Annotated in this window: 18 protein-coding genes; 9 read left to right on the top strand and 9 right to left on the bottom strand. The window is 64.0% G+C overall.

Going from position 1 to position 19915, the window contains the following annotated elements:
- The first annotated feature begins 75 nt into the window (after positions 1-75).
- On the top strand, positions 76-645 hold the full coding sequence (locus C492_RS04585) for a DUF6789 family protein (protein ID WP_008420911.1): 570 nt from the start codon (positions 76-78) through the stop codon (positions 643-645).
- Positions 646-691: 46 nt separating this feature from the next.
- On the opposite strand, the gene C492_RS04580 is transcribed toward C492_RS04585, so the two are convergent.
- Complete coding sequence (locus tag C492_RS04580) at positions 692-1783, bottom strand: glutamate-cysteine ligase family protein (protein WP_008420909.1); 1092 nt, start codon at positions 1781-1783, stop codon at positions 692-694.
- A 220-nt stretch (positions 1784-2003) separates the two neighbouring features.
- On the opposite strand from C492_RS04580, the gene C492_RS04575 reads away from it, so the two are divergent.
- Positions 2004-2471: a DUF2391 family protein gene (locus tag C492_RS04575; protein ID WP_008420908.1), complete on the top strand. Its 468-nt coding sequence runs from the start codon at positions 2004-2006 to the stop codon at positions 2469-2471.
- Positions 2472-2507: 36 nt separating this feature from the next.
- Here the strand turns inward: C492_RS04575 and C492_RS24850 are convergent, their stop codons facing one another.
- From C492_RS24850 to C492_RS04550, 5 genes are all read right to left on the bottom strand, one after another.
- Positions 2508-2834, bottom strand: coding sequence for a hypothetical protein (locus tag C492_RS24850; RefSeq protein WP_008420906.1), 327 nt, complete (start codon positions 2832-2834; stop codon positions 2508-2510).
- A gap of 98 nt (positions 2835-2932) precedes the next feature.
- The gene (locus C492_RS04565; RefSeq protein ID WP_008420904.1) at positions 2933-3154 is read right to left on the bottom strand and encodes a hypothetical protein; all 222 of its coding nucleotides are present in this window, start codon (positions 3152-3154) and stop codon (positions 2933-2935) included.
- A gap of 72 nt (positions 3155-3226) precedes the next feature.
- Positions 3227-4042, bottom strand: coding sequence for a TrmB family transcriptional regulator (locus C492_RS04560; RefSeq protein ID WP_008420902.1), 816 nt, complete (start codon positions 4040-4042; stop codon positions 3227-3229).
- A 244-nt stretch (positions 4043-4286) separates the two neighbouring features.
- A complete protein-coding gene (locus C492_RS04555) occupies positions 4287-4757 on the bottom strand; it encodes a response regulator (RefSeq protein WP_008420901.1) in 471 nt (156 codons plus the stop codon).
- A gap of 38 nt (positions 4758-4795) precedes the next feature.
- Complete coding sequence (locus C492_RS04550; RefSeq protein ID WP_008420899.1) at positions 4796-5098, bottom strand: hypothetical protein; 303 nt, start codon at positions 5096-5098, stop codon at positions 4796-4798.
- A gap of 182 nt (positions 5099-5280) precedes the next feature.
- On the opposite strand from C492_RS04550, the gene C492_RS04545 reads away from it, so the two are divergent.
- On the top strand, positions 5281-7290 hold the full coding sequence (locus C492_RS04545) for a MutS-related protein (protein WP_008420897.1): 2010 nt from the start codon (positions 5281-5283) through the stop codon (positions 7288-7290).
- A 162-nt stretch (positions 7291-7452) separates the two neighbouring features.
- Entirely contained in the window at positions 7453-9129 is a 1677-nt protein-coding gene (locus tag C492_RS04540; RefSeq protein WP_008420895.1) for an alkaline phosphatase family protein, read from the top strand.
- A gap of 43 nt (positions 9130-9172) precedes the next feature.
- Here C492_RS04540 and C492_RS04535 read toward each other — a convergent pair whose 3' ends face one another.
- Positions 9173-10264: a polysaccharide deacetylase family protein gene (locus C492_RS04535; RefSeq protein ID WP_083898741.1), complete on the bottom strand. Its 1092-nt coding sequence runs from the start codon at positions 10262-10264 to the stop codon at positions 9173-9175.
- A gap of 327 nt (positions 10265-10591) precedes the next feature.
- Here C492_RS04535 and C492_RS04530 point away from each other — a divergent pair, with 327 nt between their 5' ends.
- Both C492_RS04530 and C492_RS04525 read left to right on the top strand, forming a co-directional pair.
- Positions 10592-12175: an oligosaccharide flippase family protein gene (locus C492_RS04530; RefSeq protein ID WP_008420891.1), complete on the top strand. Its 1584-nt coding sequence runs from the start codon at positions 10592-10594 to the stop codon at positions 12173-12175.
- A 118-nt stretch (positions 12176-12293) separates the two neighbouring features.
- Complete coding sequence (locus tag C492_RS04525) at positions 12294-13268, top strand: glycosyltransferase family 2 protein (RefSeq protein WP_008420889.1); 975 nt, start codon at positions 12294-12296, stop codon at positions 13266-13268.
- Positions 13269-13497: 229 nt separating this feature from the next.
- On the opposite strand, the gene C492_RS04520 is transcribed toward C492_RS04525, so the two are convergent.
- Positions 13498-14847, bottom strand: coding sequence for a polysaccharide deacetylase family protein (locus tag C492_RS04520; protein ID WP_008420887.1), 1350 nt, complete (start codon positions 14845-14847; stop codon positions 13498-13500).
- A 328-nt stretch (positions 14848-15175) separates the two neighbouring features.
- Here C492_RS04520 and C492_RS04515 point away from each other — a divergent pair, with 328 nt between their 5' ends.
- The gene (locus C492_RS04515; RefSeq protein ID WP_008420885.1) at positions 15176-16864 is read left to right on the top strand and encodes an asparagine synthetase B family protein; all 1689 of its coding nucleotides are present in this window, start codon (positions 15176-15178) and stop codon (positions 16862-16864) included.
- 221 nt (positions 16865-17085) lie between these two features.
- A complete protein-coding gene (locus C492_RS04510; protein WP_008420882.1) occupies positions 17086-17526 on the top strand; it encodes a DUF7344 domain-containing protein in 441 nt (146 codons plus the stop codon).
- A 16-nt stretch (positions 17527-17542) separates the two neighbouring features.
- Here C492_RS04510 and C492_RS04505 read toward each other — a convergent pair whose 3' ends face one another.
- Positions 17543-18130, bottom strand: a complete 588-nt coding sequence (locus C492_RS04505; RefSeq protein WP_008420880.1) for a DUF7344 domain-containing protein — start codon at positions 18128-18130, stop codon at positions 17543-17545.
- Between the two features lie 400 nt (positions 18131-18530).
- On the opposite strand from C492_RS04505, the gene C492_RS04500 reads away from it, so the two are divergent.
- The gene (locus tag C492_RS04500) at positions 18531-19523 is read left to right on the top strand and encodes a DUF1616 domain-containing protein (protein ID WP_008420878.1); all 993 of its coding nucleotides are present in this window, start codon (positions 18531-18533) and stop codon (positions 19521-19523) included.
- Positions 19524-19915: the final 392 nt, after the last annotated feature.

Genomic DNA, 19915 nt, shown 5'->3' with positions numbered 1-19915 from the left:
TCTACCTCGTCGTCGGCCGTCCACTGCACGCCCGGCTGTTAAGTTCGTGTTCGCGGTAGGTGCCACGAGAACACCATGACCGTCTCCGAACGTATTCGACGACTGCGGTCGAAAACGGGTTCCTCGGACGTCACCGGTGCGACGGCCGAGGAGTCCCGCGCCGAACACGCCGCGCGCGCGGCGGTCCGGGGGATCCAGGCGGGGTTCGTCGCGACGCTGATCATGACGGCCTTCCGGCTGCCGATCCTGCGCTCCCTGCCGCCGTCGGCGAACTTCTGGTCGACGTACGTCAGCGGCGACGATCCCGAGAATCACCCGCTCATCGGGCTGATCCTCCATTTCGTCTACGGAATCCAGGGCGGGATGATATTCGGCGCGCTGTTCGCGTTGTTCGACGCCGACCGTTCGATCGAACCCGAACAGCGCGGTCTGGTCTGGGGATCGGTGTTCGGCATGGGACTGTCGGCGTTCGGCTCGCAGATCATGCTCAAGGAACTACTCGACATCCGCCTCGATGCTGACGAACTCGCGCTGTTTCACGCCGCGCACCTCGTCTACGGCATCTCGCTGGGCGCCTGGGTCGGCTCGCGCACCGAGGGCGTCGAGGACCCCGAAGACGAGTACGAGTACGACGACGGAAACTGATCGTTCGCTCCCGCGACTCCCCACTGCCGTGCTTCTCGGCCGCGGCTCAGTTCGTCGCGGCTAACCGTTCGACGTCCGATTCGAGCCGGTTTGCGTACTCGAGGCGCAGCTCGCGGGCGTCGCTTTTGGTCACGTACTGGCGGCCGTCGATCTGGGTCGCGATCGGGTGGTAGTCGGGGACGGAAAACCCCATTCGGTCGAGGTAGTTCACGACGGGGGTCGACTCGAGACCGTTCCGAATCGCCGCGCCGGCGAGGTCGAAAGCGGTATCGTAGTCGGGGAGCCGGATCCCCTCGTTCGTGACGTGGCCGGCTTCGGCCCCGTTATCGCCGTCGTCGATCTCGACGTTCGTGTGGTGGAGCGTCTCCATCACTCCGTAGAGCTCCTCGACGAGCCCCAGCAGTTGGCTCGGGAACGCCGCGTCCGGCGAGCGCCACTCGACGGTCGGCATCTCGTCGCGCAGCCGAACGGGCGTCCAGACGACGTCGTCCGCGGCGAAGTGCTCGGCGACCGCGTCGGCCTCGACGCCGGCCGCGAGGGCTTCGTCCTCGAACTCCTCGAAACACCGCTCGAGACGGCGGGACCACTCGCCGACGCTATCGACGTAGTTCCAGAGCTGGCCGTGGCGCGGGAACTCGGCGTACCCCCGCTTGCGGTAACAGTGCGCCCGCGCGCTGTTGGCGACGCGCTCGCCCTGGTAGTACGGCGACGAGCTGACGAGCGCGAGCGCCGGGTCCAGCGCGATGAGCGCGTTGAGCTGGTCCGTCACGTTGCGCTGTTCGAAGTGGACGTGGGTCCCGGCGCAGTAGTTCGCGTAGTCGAAGTCCGAGCCGATAACCGCCTTCTGGATCCGCCCGCGTTCGCCGGGACGGCGCTCGATCCCGTCGCAGTTGATCGGGGTGCCGAGCGGAACGAGTCCCTTGTCGGCCCGCCGGGCCGCGGCGAGCACTCCCTCGAGTTGCTCGACGAACGTCTCTCGGAGTTCCGCGACCGAGCGACACGGCGGCGTCTTCAGCTCGAGCAGCGGTTCGACGAACTCTCGTTCCGTGTACTCGGAGACGTCCGCGAGCGATTCGGGTGCGGTTAGATCGCCGTCGTCGTCGATCACCCAGTACTCGACTTCGATACTCGTGTTCATCGTGAGTTGGAGCGACGGTAGTTCGTCGGGTCGTGGGACCGATCGGAGCGCACGAATCGACGTCCTTCGTGATAGATTCGAGGGGCCCTCGCGCGGAACCTGGCGTGCCTGCACCAGCCTGCCGTATTTCGGTTCTCGTCTCGACGACCGGGCTCTCAGTTTCCGGTTCGGGACTCGAGTATCGGTTGGTATTTCACCTCCGGACCGCTATCTCACGGCCGTGAAACTCCGACGCCCCCGTCGCCCCCGACGGTTTCGACCGGCGGACTCCGCACAGCAGGTCGTCGGCGGATTCCTGCTCGCGGGTCCGTTCGTCGTCACCGAGGAGGTCTGGGTCCTAGCGGCGAACATGAGCAACGTCCAGGCGCTCGTCACGATCGGCGTCGTGTTCGCCATCGGGTACGCGGCGCTGTACACGGCCGACACCGAACACGATCCGGCGGCCGAACAGCGCGTCGGGAGCGTCGTCCCGGTCCGGTTCGTCTCGCTTATGTGCGTCTCGTTCGGTTCGGTGACGATTCTGGCGCTCCTGTTCGACGCCCCCGACACGTTCCTCGACGTCGACGGCCTGAACGCCGAGACGGCGCTGATCACGTTCAAGGCCGTAAGCGTCGGCTCGATCTTCAGCGTCGTCGGGGCGGCGACGGCCGACAGCGTCTTCTCGCAGCGGTCCGTCGACGGCGAGTGACGGCGCCGTCCTTCTCGGGCTCGCCACCGCGGATTTCTATCCCGACTCGCGGTTCCGCCCGTCGACGGCTCCGAGCGCGTAACCCGTCGCACGTACAGAGCCATTACTCGAGCCGACGTCCCCTCGAGCGCGACCGACGACGAGCGACACGAGTCCGAGTTCTCGGACGCGACGACCGACGGGTGGTACGATCCGTAACTCGAGGACTTCGACATCGACGATCAGAGAGGGGTCGACGACCGCGTCCTCCTCTCGGCGTCGGGATTCCCGTCGGAGAACTTCACCGACCTGGAGTTGCCAGTCGTCGAGCCGAGCGGTGAGCTGAACAGAAACGCCCTGCAGGCAGCCAAAAGCGGCGGCCACGGCGTCGGCGCTTCGAGGACCTCGAGGCCGACCTGCGGACGGAAGTCGACGAGCTGGCGACCGAACGCTTCGAGGCGGCCGACTTCGGCGACTAGACGCTACGCCGTCGAGGTCCCGGCATCGTCGGACCGAAACAGGTTGATGACTCCCTGTGCGGCCATTCCAACCATCACCCACTTCCAGGCGAGGACGGCGACGCCGAACAGCAGGGCTGCGCGAGCGCGGTTGCCCCGCTGGTAGGCCCGCTTCGCGTTGCCAAGCACCGACACGACCGTGAGCGACCGCGTCGCGGTCGACCCGAGGAGCCTCTTGAGTACCATACTCTCTCTTACGGCGTCGGGAGGATAACGACGGTCCCGGATCTCGCAAGGCCGTAAGTGGCCGGATTCGGACTACCGTCCGGGATCTTCGACGGCGGGTAGTCCCGCCGTCAGCAGCCGCCGGAGGAGTACGACGACACCGTTTTGCAACCCCCGGGCGAAGACCGCCTGCTCCGCCGGTTCGTCGTCCGTAGACTCCGGATAGTACGATCCGATCAGGAGCGTCTCCCGATCGACGAGCAGGATTCGACTGATCGCGACCTCTTCGTCGTTCTTCGGCCCCGTGAGCCAGTCGAGTCCCGTTTCGAACACGCGCGCCTTCGGAAGGGTCTGTTCGAGCGATCGGGCAATCGAGCCGGTCTGGCCGCCGATGACGACCGAAATCCCGCGGTCGGTCGCCGTCCGAAGGGTGTCGAACAGCGACTCGGAGAGGGCGTCTTCGTCGACGACGAGGAGCGCGATCTCCGAGTCGGCCTCGCCGATCAACTCGAAGGTCCGCGACTCGATCGCGCTCTGGCCCGTCAGCGACCACACCTCCTGAACGTGGCCCTCGTCATCGATCTCTTCTGTCTTCGTGTTCTGCAGGTGGGTTTCGAGCGTGTCGATGCGGTCGTTGTAGCGCTGTCGGAGGATCTCCGTCGCCTCGTCGGATCCGACGGCGCGATACAGCTGCGGACTCGAGTGCTGGACTTCGACCAGACCCTGGGATTCGAGGACGCGGATCGCGTCGTACACCCGCGTCCGTGGAACCTCGGAAATTTCGTGGATCTCCTTGGCCGTTCCGCTCGGCAGTTTGCTCAACGCTATAAAACAGCGCGCTTCGTACTCCTGTAGCCCGAGGTTCTGCAACAGGCTAACCGCTTCGTCCGTTGTCTTGTCCTGAGTCATGGCCCAACCACGAATTCGGATAACCGAACACCTACTGTAGAGCGTACGGATGGAAAAGAATTCAGGTTCGATATCCCACGGCCGATCGACCGCTGGCGGCTTTCACCCGAATAATCACACAAGCTACTTGAGTACACGCCCGAAAGGGGAGAGTGGCGAGTCCCGCGCTAGCCCAACCACGACGGGACTCGTCAGTCGACTTCTCCGAACTCGACGAACAAATAGCGACGGCGGAAACCGTGACCTATCGGTCCGTCGGCGGAAACCGCGCCTGCTCGAACCAGAACCGATCGATCGCCTCGACGATCGAGACGAACTCCCCGGGATCGACGGGTTTCGTCAGGTAGGCGTTGGCGCTCGCGGTATAACACCTCGAGACGTCGTCCTCGTCGGCCGAACTCGTCAGTATCAACACCGGTAGTCGCCGCAACCGCCGATCGCTCCTGATCTGCTCGAGAACGTCACAGCCGCCGTGACCGGGCAGATTCAGGTCCAGCAACACGAGATCGGGCGGCGGAACCGCCGCGTACTCGTCGGACTGGGAGAGGGCCGCCAGCGCTTCGTCTCCCGTACTGACGGCGTGGAGCTCCGTCTCGACGGTAGTCCGTGCGGTTTCGAACGCCTCCCGAGTCAACCGGACGTCGCCGGGGTTGTCGTCGACCAGAAGGACGTCGATCGGTTCGTCGACGTGTTGGTGATGAATGTGGGTCGCCATCGTGGTTACGAGCGGGTGCAGTCGGTTCCGAACTCCGTTTATCGGTCCCGGCTGACGGCGAGTCGTGGCTGGTACTCGGCGAGCAGTTCCAGAAGCGGTTCGATCTCCTCGAACTGTGGCCCCTCCTCGACGACGCGCGCTCCCGGACCCCAGCGAACGAACCCGCAATCGACCAGTTTCGGGAGATGGACGTGATGCCGCTCGAGGGCAGCGATTTCCCGGCTCTCGAATCCGTCCGGCGGGGAGTCGAGGTTGAGCGGTTCGCTCAGGAGTGCAAACAGTATCCGCCGCCGCTGTTCGTTCGCTAGCGTCTCGAAGACCCTGTCGTAACTCTCGATCATTGGTAACTACACGTGGACCCGAACACTGTTTATCCCCTCACATTTTCACGAAGTTGCGGGTTTTGATTAACCGAGTGACGACGATCGCTCCGCCGAACTGCCCCGCGCCGGGGACGCCGACGGGATCGGAAGCGCGGACGGGACCTTTTTCTCACTTCGGTCTGATACGCCGGTCGAGAACGATGGACCTCGAGTCGATCCCGGGCGTCGGCGAGAAGACCGCCCGGTCGCTGTCGGCCCTCGACGATCCCGAGCGAGCGCTGCGAACTGGCGACGTCGCGACGATCGCGTCGGCGCCCGGCATCTCGCAGGGCCGGGCCGCCCGCATCGCGCGCGGCGCGATCCGGTACGAACACGACGACCCCGGCGAGTTCCTCGCGACGGACCGGGCCCGGGAGGTCTACCGGAGCCTGCTCGAGTTGCTCAAGGACCGCACCGTCACCGACTACGCGGCCCAGCGACTCGAGACGCTGTATCCGAGTTCGCGGCGCTCGCGCATCGAGGAGGTCCAGGCGTTCGCCGAGGCGGCGATCGCCCGCGAGCCCGATCCCGAGGTCCTCGAGGCCCTCGAGGGCGTCGAGCCGCTCCGGCAACCCGACGACGTTCGGGTCCGCGAACGCTGTCTCGCGACGACAGACGCGGAGCGCTACGCCGAGGCGAGGGAGGCGATCCCGGAGCTCCCGGTCGAGGTCGTCGAGGACGCGCAGGGGCTGGCCGAGCTCGCCCGCGGGTACGCGACGGTGATCGCGCTCGACGAGTCGTTCGCGGGGATCGCCGTCGAGGGCGACGTCCGGGTCGAGCCGGACGCCCTCGAGAACCCGGCCGAGGTCGTCCCCGAGCGATCGCTGGCGTTTTTCGCGCGCAATCGGGACCGGATCCGGGCCGCGATCGAGGTCCACCGCGTCGCCGAGCTCGACGCGGACTGTGACCTCGCGGCGCTCGAGGACGGGCTCTCTCGGCTTGCCGCGGACGGGACCGTCGCGGGCGACGCGGAGCTCGATCGACTGACGGCGGCCGCCGACGACGTCGACGCCGCGGTCGGGACGGCCGAGACCGTCGCGAACGACCACCTGCGGAAGGCGATCCGCGAGCAGGACGTCACGATCGAGGGGTCGGACCTGCTCTCGCTGGTCGAGCGCGGCGCGGGCGTCGATTCGCTGCTCTCCCGGGAACTGGCCGACGAGCACGCGGCGGCCGTCGAGGCCGCCCGCGAGCACGTGATCGACGCGCTCGCGCTCGAGCCCGGCGAGGCCGAACTGGCTCGCCGGCTCTTCGCCGACGAACCGACGTTTCCGGTCGAGCGCGACGAGGACACGGTCGCCCGTCTGCGGACCGAGCTGACCGCGGCCAAGGAGCGACGCGCGAGCCGTCTCAAACGGGAACTCGCGGCGGACCTGGCCGACCAGCGGGAGGCGGCCCGTCAGCTCGTCCGCGACGCGCTCGAACTCGACCTCGAACTGGCCGTCGCCCGCTTTGCCGACGAGTTCGCGTGTACGATGCCGACGGTCGGCGACGGCGACGTCGGGTTCGCGATCGAGGGCGGTCGATCCCCGCTGCTCGACGAGCCCGTCGAGGCGATCGACCCCGTCGACTACGAGGTCTCCGGCGTCGCCCTGCTGTCGGGGGTCAACAGCGGCGGGAAGACCTCGACACTGGATCTGGTGGCGAGCATCGTCGTGCTGGCCCACATGGGACTGCCCGTTCCCGCCGCGGACGCGCGTCTCCGGCGGTTCGACGACCTCCACTACCACGCGAAGACCCAGGGAACCCTCGACGCCGGAGCCTTCGAGTCGACGGTCAGGGAGTTCGCCGACCTGGCCCGGAGCGGCGAGGGGTCGCTCGTGTTGGTCGACGAACTCGAGAGCATCACCGAACCCGGCGCCAGCGCGAAGATCATCGCCGGAATCCTTGAGGCGCTCTCGGAAAACGGCGCGACCGCCGTGTTCGTCTCCCACCTGGCGGGCGAGATCCGGGAGACGGCCGGTTTCGACGTCACGGTCGACGGGATCGAGGCCGTCGGACTGGTCGACGGCGAACTCGAGGTCGAGCGCTCCCCGGTGAAGGATCGACTGGCCCGTTCGACGCCGGAGCTGATCGTCGAGAAGCTCGCAGACGAGTCCGACCACCGCCGGGAGTCGGATTTCGGCCCCGGAGGTTCGTTCTACGCCCGACTGCTAGAAAAGTTCGATTAACGTACTGGTCATTATTTTGTATAGTCAACCAGAAAATACTTTTTGATTGTCGGACGCTGTTAATTAGGAGATAATAAGGTGGTATCGACCCTCGCTTCGAACCGACGCGACTAGTTCGAACCGATATCGGTTTGCTATGAACGAACACCCCCCTACCAGAACATGGAACAGAGCGCGCCGTCTCGAACCGACCAATCGGAACCGCACGACGAATCCACCGGTATGAACACGCTCTTAATCGGGATCGACGCCGGGGATCTCTCGGTCTTCGACGACCTCGACGAATCGGAGGAGATCCCGACGATCCACCGCCTCTGTTCCGAGGGAGCGAGCGCGCCGCTCGAGTCCCAGATCCCGCCGTGGACGCCAAGCGCCTGGCCGTCGATGTACACGGGCGCGAACCCGGGGAAACACGGCGCCTTCGGCTTCGTCGGCTACGACGGGTACGACTGGCACGTGACCAGCAGCGACGACGTCAACGAGCACACGGTCTGGTCGCTGCTCGACCGCCACGGCTACTCGAGCGTCGTCGTCAACGCGCCGATCACCCACCCGCCCGAGGCGTTCGACGGCGCCCTGTTGCCCGGGTTCATCGGTCCGGAGAACCCGGACTGTCACCCGGACGGGCTGCTCGAGGAGGTTCGCGAAGCGATCGGCGACTACCGCGTGTATCCCTCCTACTCGCGCGACGACAGCGCGCTACCCGACTCCGAGAAGATGACGGAGTACCGAAACCTGATCCGCATGCGCGGCGCGGCGTTTCGGTACCTCGCCGAGGAGTACGACCCCGACTTCGGGTTCGTCCAGTTCCAGAAGACCGACACCGTCTTCCACGAGTTCTTCGGCGACGAGGAGAAAGTTCGCTCGGTCTACGAGACGACCGACGACGAGATCGCCGCGATCCTCGAGCGGTTCGATCCCGACCACGTCTTCGTCGCCAGCGACCACGGGATGGGCGAGTACGAGGGTTACGAGTTCCGGGTCAACGAGTTCCTCAAAGACCGGGGCTACGTCGAGACGACCGCCTCGGGGAAGGGGATGCCCTCCTGGACGCCGATGCGGCGCAAGCTCCGCGAGGGCGAGGAGTCCGAGACCTGGGAGCCCAGCCTCGGCGAGCGCGCCGCCGCGGCCGTCGCGGATCGGTTCGGCATCACCGCCCGAAACGTCGGCTCGGCCCTCGAGCGCGTCGGCCTGGCCGAGACCGTCAAGAAGTTCGCGCCCGACGGGGTCGCTCGAACCGCGAACGAGCAGGTCGACTTCGAGAACTCGCGGGCGTACGTTCGAGCCCGCACCGAACTCGGCGTCCGAATCAACCTCGAGGGCCGCGACCCCGAGGGCGTCGTTTCGGCGGACGACTACGAGCAGCTCCGCGAGGAGCTCATCCGCGAACTCGAGACCGTCGAGACGCCGGAGGGCGAACCGGTCTTCGAGACCGTCGCGCCCCGGGAGCAGTACTTCCACGGCGAGTACGCCGACGACGCGGTCGACGTCGTGACGATCCCCGCCGAGTTCGACCACGCGATCTCCGAGCAGCTCCGGGGCGAGTACTTCGCTCCGGCCGAGCCCTGGAACCACAAGCTCAACGGCGTGTTCGCCGCCGCCGGAGACGGCGTCGACGAGGACGAACCCCTCGAGCGGGCGCACCTGTTCGACGTCGCGCCGACGATCCTGGCGTCGTTCGACGTGCCCTACAGCGACCGGATGGACGGGAGCGTGATCCCGGTCGTCGACTCGGCCGGTTCGACGTCGTACCCGGCGTACGACGAGTCCGACGCGAACCGGACGGAAGCCGGCGAGGAAGTGACCGAGCGACTGGCCGATCTCGGCTACATGAACTGAGCGCCGTTCCGGCCGTCGTCGATCGGGCGGGTCTCGAGCCCGCTTACGACGACTCGGCGGCGACGGCCCGGAACGCGTCGGTGAGCGTGACGACCGTCAGATCGCGCTCCTCGATCCACTCGAGCATCGTGCGAATTCCCTCCTCGTCGACCTCCTCCTTGAACGAGTGGGCGCCGACGATGCCGATCGCACCCTGCGTGGCGACCTCGTCGAGTTGCGTCTGGATGTTCCGGGGATCGGCGTACTCGATGAAATAATCGCGGTTGGTATCGAACGGATCGAACGACTCGCGGTCGTTGACCATCGATCCTGGGTTGGCGTTCGCGATTCCGTCGTAGTACTCGTCGGCGATCTCGACCGTCCACTCGTCGCAGATGTCGTACGGCGCGAGCAGCGTGTCGACCTCGAACCCCCACTCCTCGAGCTGGGCCTTCGAGTCGCCGAGGAACTCGTGCATGAGCTCCTCCGGGTAGCGCTCGACGGTCTCGCCGGCGGCGAAGGACTCACCGACGGGTTCGTCGAACTCGAGGTAGGCGCCGATCCCGTCGTGGTCGGAGTCGACGACGGTTCGCACCGCCGAGTTCTCGCCGTCGGTGACTTCGATCTCGTACCCGTGGTGGAAGCCGTGGTTTCGTTCCTCCGGATAGACGCGAACGTCGTCCGGCTCGACGTCCTCGACGAGCTCGAACTGCCCCAGCGCCGTGTGTGCGGTCGTGTGGGAGTTGATCTCCCAGCCGGCCTCGGCCAACTCCTCGAGGTGTTCGACGTCCATCCAGTCCCTGCCGTCGAAATCCTCGCGCCCGACCCACTCCGTGACGACGCCCGCGCTCGCCGGCGCGTCGAACTCCCGGTGGACCGGGAACGCCTGTTCGTAGTCCGTCATCGGCCCGTCGTCGTACGTGAACACGACCGCCCCGCCGTCGATATCCGGAAGCTCCTCGGACTCGGGCTCGCTCGGCGCCTCCTCGTCGGGCTCCGCTTCGCCGTCGGATCGGTTCGAGTCGTCGGTGCTGGGGCCGCTCTCCCCGTTTTCATCGACACCGCCGTTCAAACTCTCGAGACAGCCCGCGGTCGCTCCGAGGGCGCCGGTGCTGAGACCGCCGAGGAGCGCCCGGCGCGTCGTCTTCTCGTTCATCATGGCTCACTGATAGTTCGGCCCTCCTATTTATCCCCCGATTAACGCCAGCTCCGACCGATCGCCGCCGTCTCTCCGTCAAACTTCGCGGCCTCGAGGGCGTCGAGATCGCCCGCTCCCGTTCGACCACCCCTTCCGCCCGGCTGCGGGAACTTAATGCGGTTATAATAAGGACTCCCGGAATAGAGCTTCGACCACTGTGGGTACCACGCAAACACCGCTAGCTTCGGCGTCGGGAGCGGGCCGACCGCGCTGGCCCCGGGGGTCCGCGTGAATCGGACCCCTCCCGGCGGTAGTCCGTCGCTCGGTAGCGCTACGGTTGCACTTTTGCTCGCGGGAATCGTCTCGGCGCCGCTCCTCTTCCGACTGCTCGGCCCGGCCGGGTTCGGCGACTACTCGTTTCTGCTGTCCCTGTTCGCACTCTACATGCTCCTCGTGCAGTCCGGACTCACCGGCGGCGTCCGCGAGTTCCTCGCGAAGAGTCGATCGATGGCCGACTGGAAGTCGTACGTTGTCGGCTACTACCTTCGGCTGGCGGTGTTGTTCGCGCTTGCGGCCGCGGTCGTTACGATCCTCGCCTCGCGGAGCGGCTACGTCGCGGCGCTGTTCGGAGCAGAGTACACGGGCTACGTCTACGGACTGGCGCTGCTCGGCATCGTCGTCCAGCTCCAGACCTACTCGCGCGAGGCGCTCGCCGGACTCGACCTCGAGCGCTACGCCGAACGGCTCGACGTCCTCGACAAGTTCGCTTTCGTCGTCGTCGCGATCCCGCTCGTCGCCCTCGGATTCGGTGTCTCCGGGGCGCTGGTTGGATACGCGGTTGCGAGTCTCGTCTGCGCCGTCGTCGGGCTCGGATTGGTTCACCGGCGCGTGTCGCTCTCGAGCGTGTTTCGGATCCCGCCCCGGAGGTTCCCCCGACGGGAGCTGCTGACGTTCAACTCGAGGAACCTCGTCCTGCTGTTCCTGCTCGCCTCGCTCTATCACGTCGACGTCATCATGCTCCAGCGGTTCCGGGAGAGCGCGGCGGTCGGGAACTACCGGGCGGCGCTGCTCCTGGCGGAGGCCCTCTGGTTCGTCCCGATCGTCATCTGGACGGTGCACGGCCGCTCCACCTCGGAGCTGTGGTCCAGAAACCGGTTCGACGAGATCACGGCCCTGGCGGCGAAGACCACCCGCAACACCCTCCTGCTGACCGCGGTCGCGGCCGTCACCCTCGCCGCGCTCGCCGACGCCGTCGTTCCGCTGTACTTCGGCCCGGACGCGACGCCGGCGATCGAACCGCTGTTGCTCCTGATTCCCGGCGCGCTCGGGTTCGCCCTGGCGCGTCCCGTCCTCGAGATCGCGACGGACGAGGGGTCGCTCCGATACCCGATCGGGGCGACCGCCTGCGCGGCGGGGCTCAACGTCGTGCTCAACGCCCTGTTGATCCCGGGGTACGGCATGCACGGCGCTGCGCTCGCGACGACGATAGGGTACGGGTCGATGTTCGTCTTCCACGTCCTCGCCGCGCGACGGATCGGAGTCGACCCGCTCGCGGGTGCGCGACTGGGACGTGCCGTCGCGGCGACCGCGCTGGCCGCGGTACCGATCTTCGCCCTCGCGACCGTCGTCGTCAACCCCTGGCTGTCGTTGCTTCTCGTGCCGCCGTTCGGGTTGTTCGTCTATCTCGTCTTCGCCGTGCTGACCGGAACGATAGCGCCGGCCGAGCCGTTCGACGCACTCGCCGGGCTTCCGGAGCCGCTCGGCCCTCGGGCCGAGCCGATCCGTCGGCGTCTCGAGGGGGTCAACGGCGATCTAACGGTCGTCGGATGGTTTCAGAGCATGCTCTTTCTGGCCGGTATCACGCTGCTGGTATCGGGGTTACTCCTGGCGACGTTCGGTCCGGACACCGGCGTTCCGGTCTTCGGCTAGTCTGACCGATCTCGCCGACCGCTCGCCGGGACCCGATCGTCGCGCCCGCCTCTCGCCGAGGTAACAACGCGACTTAGTCCGTCGATAATAAAGCGCCGGGGGACCAGTATCGAACGAAATGGCACTGGTTAGCGTCATCGTTCCGACGTACAACCGGGAGGAGACGGTTTCGAGAGCGATCGACAGCGTCCTCGCCCAAACCTACGACGAGCTCGAGGTGGTCGTGGTCGACGACGGATCGACGGACGACACGCGATCGGTCCTCGAATCCTACGACGACGATCGGGTGCGTCCGATCTACCACGAGACGAATCAGGGGGCGAACGTCGCCCGAAACACGGGGATCGAACATGCACGCGGAAAGTACGTCGCCTTCCTCGACTCCGACGACGAGTGGCGACCGGAGAAACTCGAGGCCCAGCTCGACGTCCTCGAGAAGCGATCCGAGGAGTGGGTCGCGGCCTACTGCGGCTTCGCGTTCGAGCTCACCGGTCCGATCGATCGACTTCGCGGGCTGGCGGCCAGCGTCCTCTCCCGTGCGGACGACCGACCGCGGATGGAAGGCGGGACGGAACTCGTCGGCGAAATCCTCGCCGACAACGTTCACACCGGCGCCGGATCCACGCTGATCGTCCGGACCGACGTCGCGCGGGAAGTCGGGGGGTTCGACGAAACGCTCGATCGCTTCCAAGATCCGGAATTCGTGCTGCGAATCCTCGAGGTCGGGAAGCTCGCGTACGTCGACGAACCGCTGGTCGTCCGCGAGGAGACGGGGACGCCGCCGGCGGATACGATCAGACGAGCCGACGAACAGTACCTCTCCCTGTACGCCGAGGACGTCGATCGCTTCGAATCCGAGGGGTACGCGATCCGCTCGAGTCACGAACTCGTCCTGGCGAAGAGTTACTTCAGCGAGGGACGACTGCTTCGAGGGTGGTGGCACCTCGCCCGTGCCAGACCCGAGATTCGTCACGTGCCCGGCGTCGCCTGGTCCGCCGTCTCCGGCGTTCGCCGGCGGCCGACGCCGTTTCTCGTCGCCTGCGTCGGCCTCCTCTTCGCCCTGGTCGGAAGCTGGCTCTGGCGCCGTCCCTAGGCGCGGCGAACCGAAACGCACCCTACTCTTCGATAGCTGTACCGACGATAATTCAGAAGGCCGCCACGTTCTGTGCGTGGACTAGCAAACCAACGGTCGGGGACACCCGTTCAACAAGCGACGCGCCTCGAGGGCGCAATCGGATCGCCCCTTCGCCGATACTCAAAACGAAGAGATGCCGAGCGACGAAACGGCGGCCTCGACGGACGAAGGTCGATCCGGAAGGCGATCAGTGACCGTTTCGGCGCATCGTCCAGAGGTCGTCGAAGTCGATGGTCTCGACGCCGTCGGTGTCGGCGATGTACTGCAGCAGTTCCTCGTAGTCGTCCACGCCCATCGTGTTGTCCAGTTGGAACTGGTGGAAGTTCAGGATCGTACACTGACGGTGTTCGGCCGCGATATCGACGCAGGTCTTCGCGGTGTCGAGATCGTAGCCGATCGTTCGAGGGAGTACCATCGGATCGAACCCGTGGACGCCGGTCAGGTTCGGACTACCCGACTGGTTGAACCCGCCCGCGTAGTAGTAGTTCGTGGCGACATCGAGGACTCGGGCGTCGAAGTCGTTGTGCGGAAAGACGATGTAGTTTCCGCCCTTGAGTTCGCTGTTGACGGCCCAGTTCTTGTCCGTGTTTAGCGTATCCTCGAGTTCCGAGTCGCTGAGTTCCGTAAGCCGCGTGTGGGTCCCGTGGGCGACGATCTGATCGCCGGCTTCCTGACGTTCCTGGAGCTGGTCGATCGTCATGATCCCCTCGCGCTGTCCCCGTACCCACTGGCGGACGACGGACATGACCGCGGTGATGTCGTACTCGTCGTGGAGCGAAGCAGCCGGGTCGTAGAAGTCCTGGTACCCGTCGTCCCAACTGAGAACGACGTATCCCTGATCGGGTTTCTCGTGGGTGCGCAAGTCGTCGACCCACACCTCGGCTTCGGCGCCGGTGTTGTGCACGATGATACGGATCTCCTCGATCGAGTTCTGCTCGACGGGAGTCGTACTCTCGCTGAAGAACCCGGGACAGATCCGGAACCAGCCGACGTTGTCAGTGCCGTGCGTTACCTCCCGAAGCGAGTAGCTCGCGTGTCCGCCGTAGATGTCCCGCAGCTGGATCTCGAGGGCGATATCGGCGGGTGTCGTCGTCCTGACCGCCAGAGACACGTCGAGGTCTTCCATATCGGTCGCCTCGCCCAGATCGGTCGCGACGGCTGCGTTGCCCTCGTTTTCGGCCATGAGCCGAAGGCTCTGGTCGCCCTCGAAGGTGACGTCCTCGTCGACCTCGGCCTGCCCCTGAAGGAGTTCCCAGTCGTCGGCGCTCTCGAAATCGTCGAGCTGGTCGCCGGGCTGTCTGAACTCCTCGCGGCTGTTGTACTCGGTTTCAACGGCAAGTTCCGGCGAGTCGTACTCCTCGGAGTCGCCGTTTCCGCTGCTCTCGTTGCTGCTGTTGCCGCCGTCGCCACCGCTCTCGTTGCCGCCGTTACCGTCTCCGTTATCGGAGAGAACGTCCGTGCACCCGGCCGCGGCCGCGAGGGCCGTCGCGCTAGAGGCTGCGAGGAATCGTCGGCGGGTGTTCCGTCGTTTCGTCATTGGTGGCTTCGGCTAGCGACAGCAGCGGTATTATTATGGAGCCGATAGGGGGGTAGAACCTTCAGGTCGGGTCGTTTATATGGGTGTTAGTGACGGGGAATATTGTTGATAGAGGGCCTCTATCCAGGCAATACCGGTTCTTGTAGGTGTGTTTATTGGTCTCACAGATACGATTCACTTTGTCGCTCTCTTAGTGGAACTATAGTTAATGGTGCCTCGTCTCAAGTGTATTGTAGTCCGACGCGTGCGTGACGTTCGGTCGAGTCAACTCGCGAGTAGCCCCTCGATCGGAGTCCCACGCCGCGAACCGCAGCGAGATGGTCTCGAGATGAATACGGAACTCTTCGGCGTCTTTGGCGGTACAGAAGCGTTTACCCGGTTTCGGTCGATGGACGAGTTCGACGACGTCGTCGTCGGACCGTCCATAACCGTCGGGATCAGAGACTTCGGTCTCGGCACGCCCGGCTGGAGCGCAAGCTACGAAGGGGATACCGGCTGCTGTGTCATCTGGGGGGAAGTGTACGTTCCCGGTCGAGAGACGAACGCCGCTCGTTGGTTCCTTGACGCCTACGAGCGCAACGGTACCGAGGCGCTGGCCGAGCTCAACGGATCCTACCTCGTGGTCCTCGATACCGGAGACGAGGCTTTCGCCGCGACCGACATGGTCCGTTCCCGCGAGTGTTTCTACACCGACGAACCGGGGGTTCGCGTGTTCGGAACCGACTCCGCGACGGTCGCGGAGACGATTTCCGCCCCCTCGTTTCGCCGGGACGGCATTCTCGAGTTCCTTCATCTGGGCGTTACGCTCGGCGAGAAAACGAGTATCGAACAGCTTTCCAGGCTCCCGATCGATAGCCAACTTCGGGCGTCGTCGGTGACGGAACTCGAGCGGTTCGTCTACAATAGCAGCGAATTCGACTACGCGGGTACGCTCGCGGATCGGCTCGAACGGGCGATCGATCGCCGATCGGTTCTCCCCGGGCGGAAGGGACTACTGCTCTCCGCGGGGTACGACTCTCGGACCTTGCTCTCTCAGCTTCCCGCGATCGAGCACTGTTATACGGTCGGCAACTCGACAGCTCAGGAGGTCGTCGGTGCGAAGCGACTCGCGGCCCAGTACGGCGCCGATCACACGGCGTTCGGTCCCGACGAGCGGTATCTCTACGCCGACGAGTCGAAGGTTCGGTACTCTCAGGGGGTCAAGGAGTCGCTTCACATCCACCACGCCGGGTACACCGACGAAATCGACGTCGACACGATCTACCACGGTCTTCTGTGCGACACCTTCTTCCGCGGTCACTTCACCGCACACGTCGACCTCGAGGTGTTCGGCAAGCGAGTCCCGTTCGAACGGCTCGACCCGGATCCTGATCCGATCGACGTCCTTCTCTCACGGTTCGGCTACACTCGGTCGGCGAGCCAGGATCTCGCAGAACGAACGGCCTTCGACGTCGATCCCGAATCGTTCGTCAGACAGGCCGTCAGAGACGAGTTCGAAGCCGTACTCGACCGGTCCGATTCGATTCAGAACGCGATCAACTGCTGTGGAATCGCCAACCAGCCGTCGATGCCGTTCCACACCCACCTCGCCGACAACTTCTTCGCGTCGTTTCTGGCGACCGACACGGAACTGCTCGACTGGCACCTTCGTGCGCCTCCGTCGAAGCGGTCCACCGATACGTTCCTCGAGGCGTGTAAGCAAATCGACCCGGAAATGCTCCGACACCGACCGCCGGACCGACCGCACAACGTAACGCTGTTCAACGAGATGGAGCGGTTCGTCCGGCGCAAGACTCCGTTTTTCGACTCCTTCGAATCGCCCTGGCCGGATCGGAAGCAGCTCTTTACCCGTTACAACTTTGATCAACGACTGTTGCCGGAACTCGAACACGTCCACGACCTGCCCGCGAGGCACAAGCTTCGTCTTAATGACTTTCTGGGTTGGGTCGAGAGCTGGGACGGCCACGCCGACCAGCATCTAGAGTGGATCGGACGTAATTCCACTTTCGCCCGATAGTTCTTCTCGTAATAGGGGTTTTTCGCACACTGTAAAATGTTTATCCTCGGTTTGAACGCGTGAACAAACGCCCGCAACGAATTTATCACGTGCTATCGAGAGCATATTTATAGTACCAGACGTGTGTGATTGGCAATATGCGTCTGACGCCGTTTGGAAAGACCTCCTCTTCGGACTCGAGTGGCGACGAGTCCACCGTTCAAGCGTCGACGTCTGTTAGAGTGCTCGAGTACGACGAATCGTCGATCGTCTCCGATGACCGTGAGACGAAGACGACCGGAACACCGCACGAGCTCGAATGGAACGTCGTCTCTCTCCTCGAATCGCGCAACGGACCCGTAACGATCGACGAAATCGCCGACCAGCTCTACGACGCCGGCAAAGGCGACGACGTTGAGGCCTGGGGTAACGTTCACGAACGTCTTTCACAGACTGACCTCCCCACTCTCGACGCGTCAGGAGTGATCGAGTTCCGTCCCGAACGCGGAACCGTCTCCCTGCCCGACGATCACTCCGATAGCCGCCGGAACTACCTGCTCGCGTTCGTCCTCGCGGCGTCGTTAGCGCTGATTCTCGCGCCGCTGGCCTTCGAGATTACGGCGGCCGTTTCGCTCGTTGGCTTCGTCGCTGCTTGCCTCGGCATCGTCGCTACGAACGACTAGCACCCGGTGTGGTCTCTCACCTGACGTACTGACCGATCGTCAGCGTCGTAAACATCAACAGGATCAGCGCGCTCAGTCCGATTCCCGTAATGACGGAAAACAGCGGTAGTTCGAAGAACGCTCCCAGGAGCAAGACTGCACCGGTGCCCGCAGCCCCGATATAGTAATCGTCCCAATCCGCTCCCTTCGTTCCAGCGTCGTTGCTCGTACTGTTGTTCGAATCCGCGTTGAGGTAGTAATCGAGCTGACGTGCGAGCGGTCGCCGTTCGACGACGCCGCGGTTCTGCTGGTAGTCGATGATGCCGGCCTTGTCCAGCTTCGGAAGATGCGACTGGTAGAGCGGGATGTAGACGCGCTGTCGCTGATCGGAAGTCAATTCCTCGACCGTGGTATCGTTTTCCCAGGCCGCCACCTGCTCGGCGACGTCGCGCATCCGTACGGACTCGTCCGTGCCCTGTAAGTACTCCAGCACCATTCGACGGCGCTCGTTCTGAAGAATATGAAATATCTCGTCGACCGGGAGTTCGTCGTTGTCAGATGCGATCTCGTCGTCCCGGTTCTCACCCCTGTTTTCACCCGCCGTAACGGTCTCTGTGGAACTCATCGAGTTGCTCGATCGCACTCACGGACCGGTATTAAAGACTGAAAATCGTCCACAGATGAACGGTTTGACTTCGGTGAAATCCGTACTAACCTACCCGTTCAGACAGTTTCAAATATCGTATTGTGGTGAGAGAGCGATCTAGAAGACTATTTTCTACATTTTCATATAGGGAGAATAATGTGACTATGATAACTATCGATACGGTTATTTTCGATATAGAACGTTCTGCTATTCGGAACGAACGCCGAATATCGACCATCTCTCTTCGAACGGCCCGGCCGGTCGGCGCGTATCCAGCACCGTTCACCCGGTAGCGAGTCGAACGGCGATCCGAAGCCCGACGCCGCGAGCGACCGTTATATGACCGATAACTAAACGCTCGAGATTCGACTCTCCAGTAATGAGTGACTCCGACTGGTGGTTTTTCGATCTGACGCTCGTTATCGCAGTTACCGGGTTCGTCACGTTCGGATTATTTACTTCCATTTCCGGTCCGATTCGAATCCTTCTGGGACTTCCACTGTTACTCTTTCTTCCCGGCTACGCGTTCGTTTCAGTGTTGTACCCGGATGCACCGGAAACCGAGTATCAGGCGTTCGACGACGAGAGCCCTGGATCCGAGCGATCCGTGCTGAACAACGGTGGGCTCCAACCGACCGAGCGGTTCGCCCTCTCGGTCGTCGCAAGCCTCGCGATCGTTCCGGCAGTAACACTCGTTTCGACGGTAACGCCGTGGGGAATCACGTTACTTCCGATCCTCGCCGGGACGGCGCTCGTAACGCTCGTACTATCTCTCCTCGGAATCGTTCAGCGGTACCGTTGTCCCGTGGAACGTCGGTTTACACCCTCGATATCTGACTCGACGCTGCTGTTTTCTAGTACGGGTGATTCGTTCGGCCGATCCGATCCGAGCGTCAGACCGTACAACATCATGTTTCTGGTCGCGCTGCTCGTGCTGGTCGCTATCGCCGGTTTCGCCGTTGCGAACCCGCCCGAGCACGACAGTTACACCGAGTTCTACCTCGAAACCGAGGAGGTCGACGGCGATACTGAGTACGTCTACAACGAGTCGCTGTCTACCGGTGAGTCCAATTCGGTGACGGCCTACATCGCAAACGAGGAACAGGAGGAGCGGTCCTACACCACCGTGGTGGCGATCCAGGACGTGAGCTACGGAAACGACAGCGCTACCGTCAACGGCCAGGAAGTACTCACAAGCGAATCGGTGACGGTCTCCGACGGCGAGACTCACGAACAAAGCCTCGAGTTCGAACCGGCGTCGATCGGCGAGAATCATCGATTAGTCCTGTTCCTCTACGAAGGCGAGGCGCCGGACGAACCGAACGAGGAGAGTGCCTATCGGACGATTACCCTTCCAGTAACGCTCTCGTAGTACCGAGTCGGGATCCGAGCTTCAGGCCGCTCGGATCAGAAGTCCCCGAACGATTTCGAATTCGACCGCTTCGTAGCTGAACGGGAGGAGATGAAACCCGCTATCTCACCCGGGGGTCGTACTGGCCCGGTCCAAAACGCGGGTCGCCGAGAGAACTGGCGGGCCCGCGAACCTCCCCGCTCGTGGGACCCCGTCTGTAACGGGAACCCGCGACTGAAGTCGTGAAAGGAGCACCGATCAGCTCTCGTCGTTTCTGCGTGCTTTGTGTCCTTCACAATCAGTAGATTCTGGCTGATCGGTTATCGTAGAGTTTCGACTGTTACTGTCCGCCCGAACCGGCGCACGACGCCCCCCAAGGATCGATCCGTCGATCTCGAAGTCTGAGTGCGGGT

It is taken from the genome of Natronococcus jeotgali DSM 18795 (genome assembly GCF_000337695.1).
Lineage (GTDB): Archaea > Halobacteriota > Halobacteria > Halobacteriales > Natrialbaceae > Natronococcus > Natronococcus jeotgali.
Note: the sequence above shows the minus strand (reverse complement) of the source record. Positions and strands in the feature narration are given on the sequence as shown.

Coding starts and splice junctions, on each gene's coding strand:
- C492_RS04585 (WP_008420911.1), top strand. CDS start 76: ATGACCGTCTCCGAACGTATTCGACGACTGCGGTCGAAAACGGGTTCC.
- C492_RS04580 (WP_008420909.1), bottom strand. CDS start 1,783: ATGAACACGAGTATCGAAGTCGAGTACTGGGTGATCGACGACGACGGC.
- C492_RS04565 (WP_008420904.1), bottom strand. CDS start 3,154: ATGGTACTCAAGAGGCTCCTCGGGTCGACCGCGACGCGGTCGCTCACG.
- C492_RS04560 (WP_008420902.1), bottom strand. CDS start 4,042: ATGACTCAGGACAAGACAACGGACGAAGCGGTTAGCCTGTTGCAGAAC.
- C492_RS04555 (WP_008420901.1), bottom strand. CDS start 4,757: ATGGCGACCCACATTCATCACCAACACGTCGACGAACCGATCGACGTC.
- C492_RS04550 (WP_008420899.1), bottom strand. CDS start 5,098: ATGATCGAGAGTTACGACAGGGTCTTCGAGACGCTAGCGAACGAACAG.
- C492_RS04545 (WP_008420897.1), top strand. CDS start 5,281: ATGGACCTCGAGTCGATCCCGGGCGTCGGCGAGAAGACCGCCCGGTCG.
- C492_RS04540 (WP_008420895.1), top strand. CDS start 7,453: ATGGAACAGAGCGCGCCGTCTCGAACCGACCAATCGGAACCGCACGAC.
- C492_RS04535 (WP_083898741.1), bottom strand. CDS start 10,264: ATGAACGAGAAGACGACGCGCCGGGCGCTCCTCGGCGGTCTCAGCACC.
- C492_RS04525 (WP_008420889.1), top strand. CDS start 12,294: ATGGCACTGGTTAGCGTCATCGTTCCGACGTACAACCGGGAGGAGACG.
- C492_RS04520 (WP_008420887.1), bottom strand. CDS start 14,847: ATGACGAAACGACGGAACACCCGCCGACGATTCCTCGCAGCCTCTAGC.
- C492_RS04515 (WP_008420885.1), top strand. CDS start 15,176: ATGAATACGGAACTCTTCGGCGTCTTTGGCGGTACAGAAGCGTTTACC.
- C492_RS04505 (WP_008420880.1), bottom strand. CDS start 18,130: ATGAGTTCCACAGAGACCGTTACGGCGGGTGAAAACAGGGGTGAGAAC.
- C492_RS04500 (WP_008420878.1), top strand. CDS start 18,531: ATGAGTGACTCCGACTGGTGGTTTTTCGATCTGACGCTCGTTATCGCA.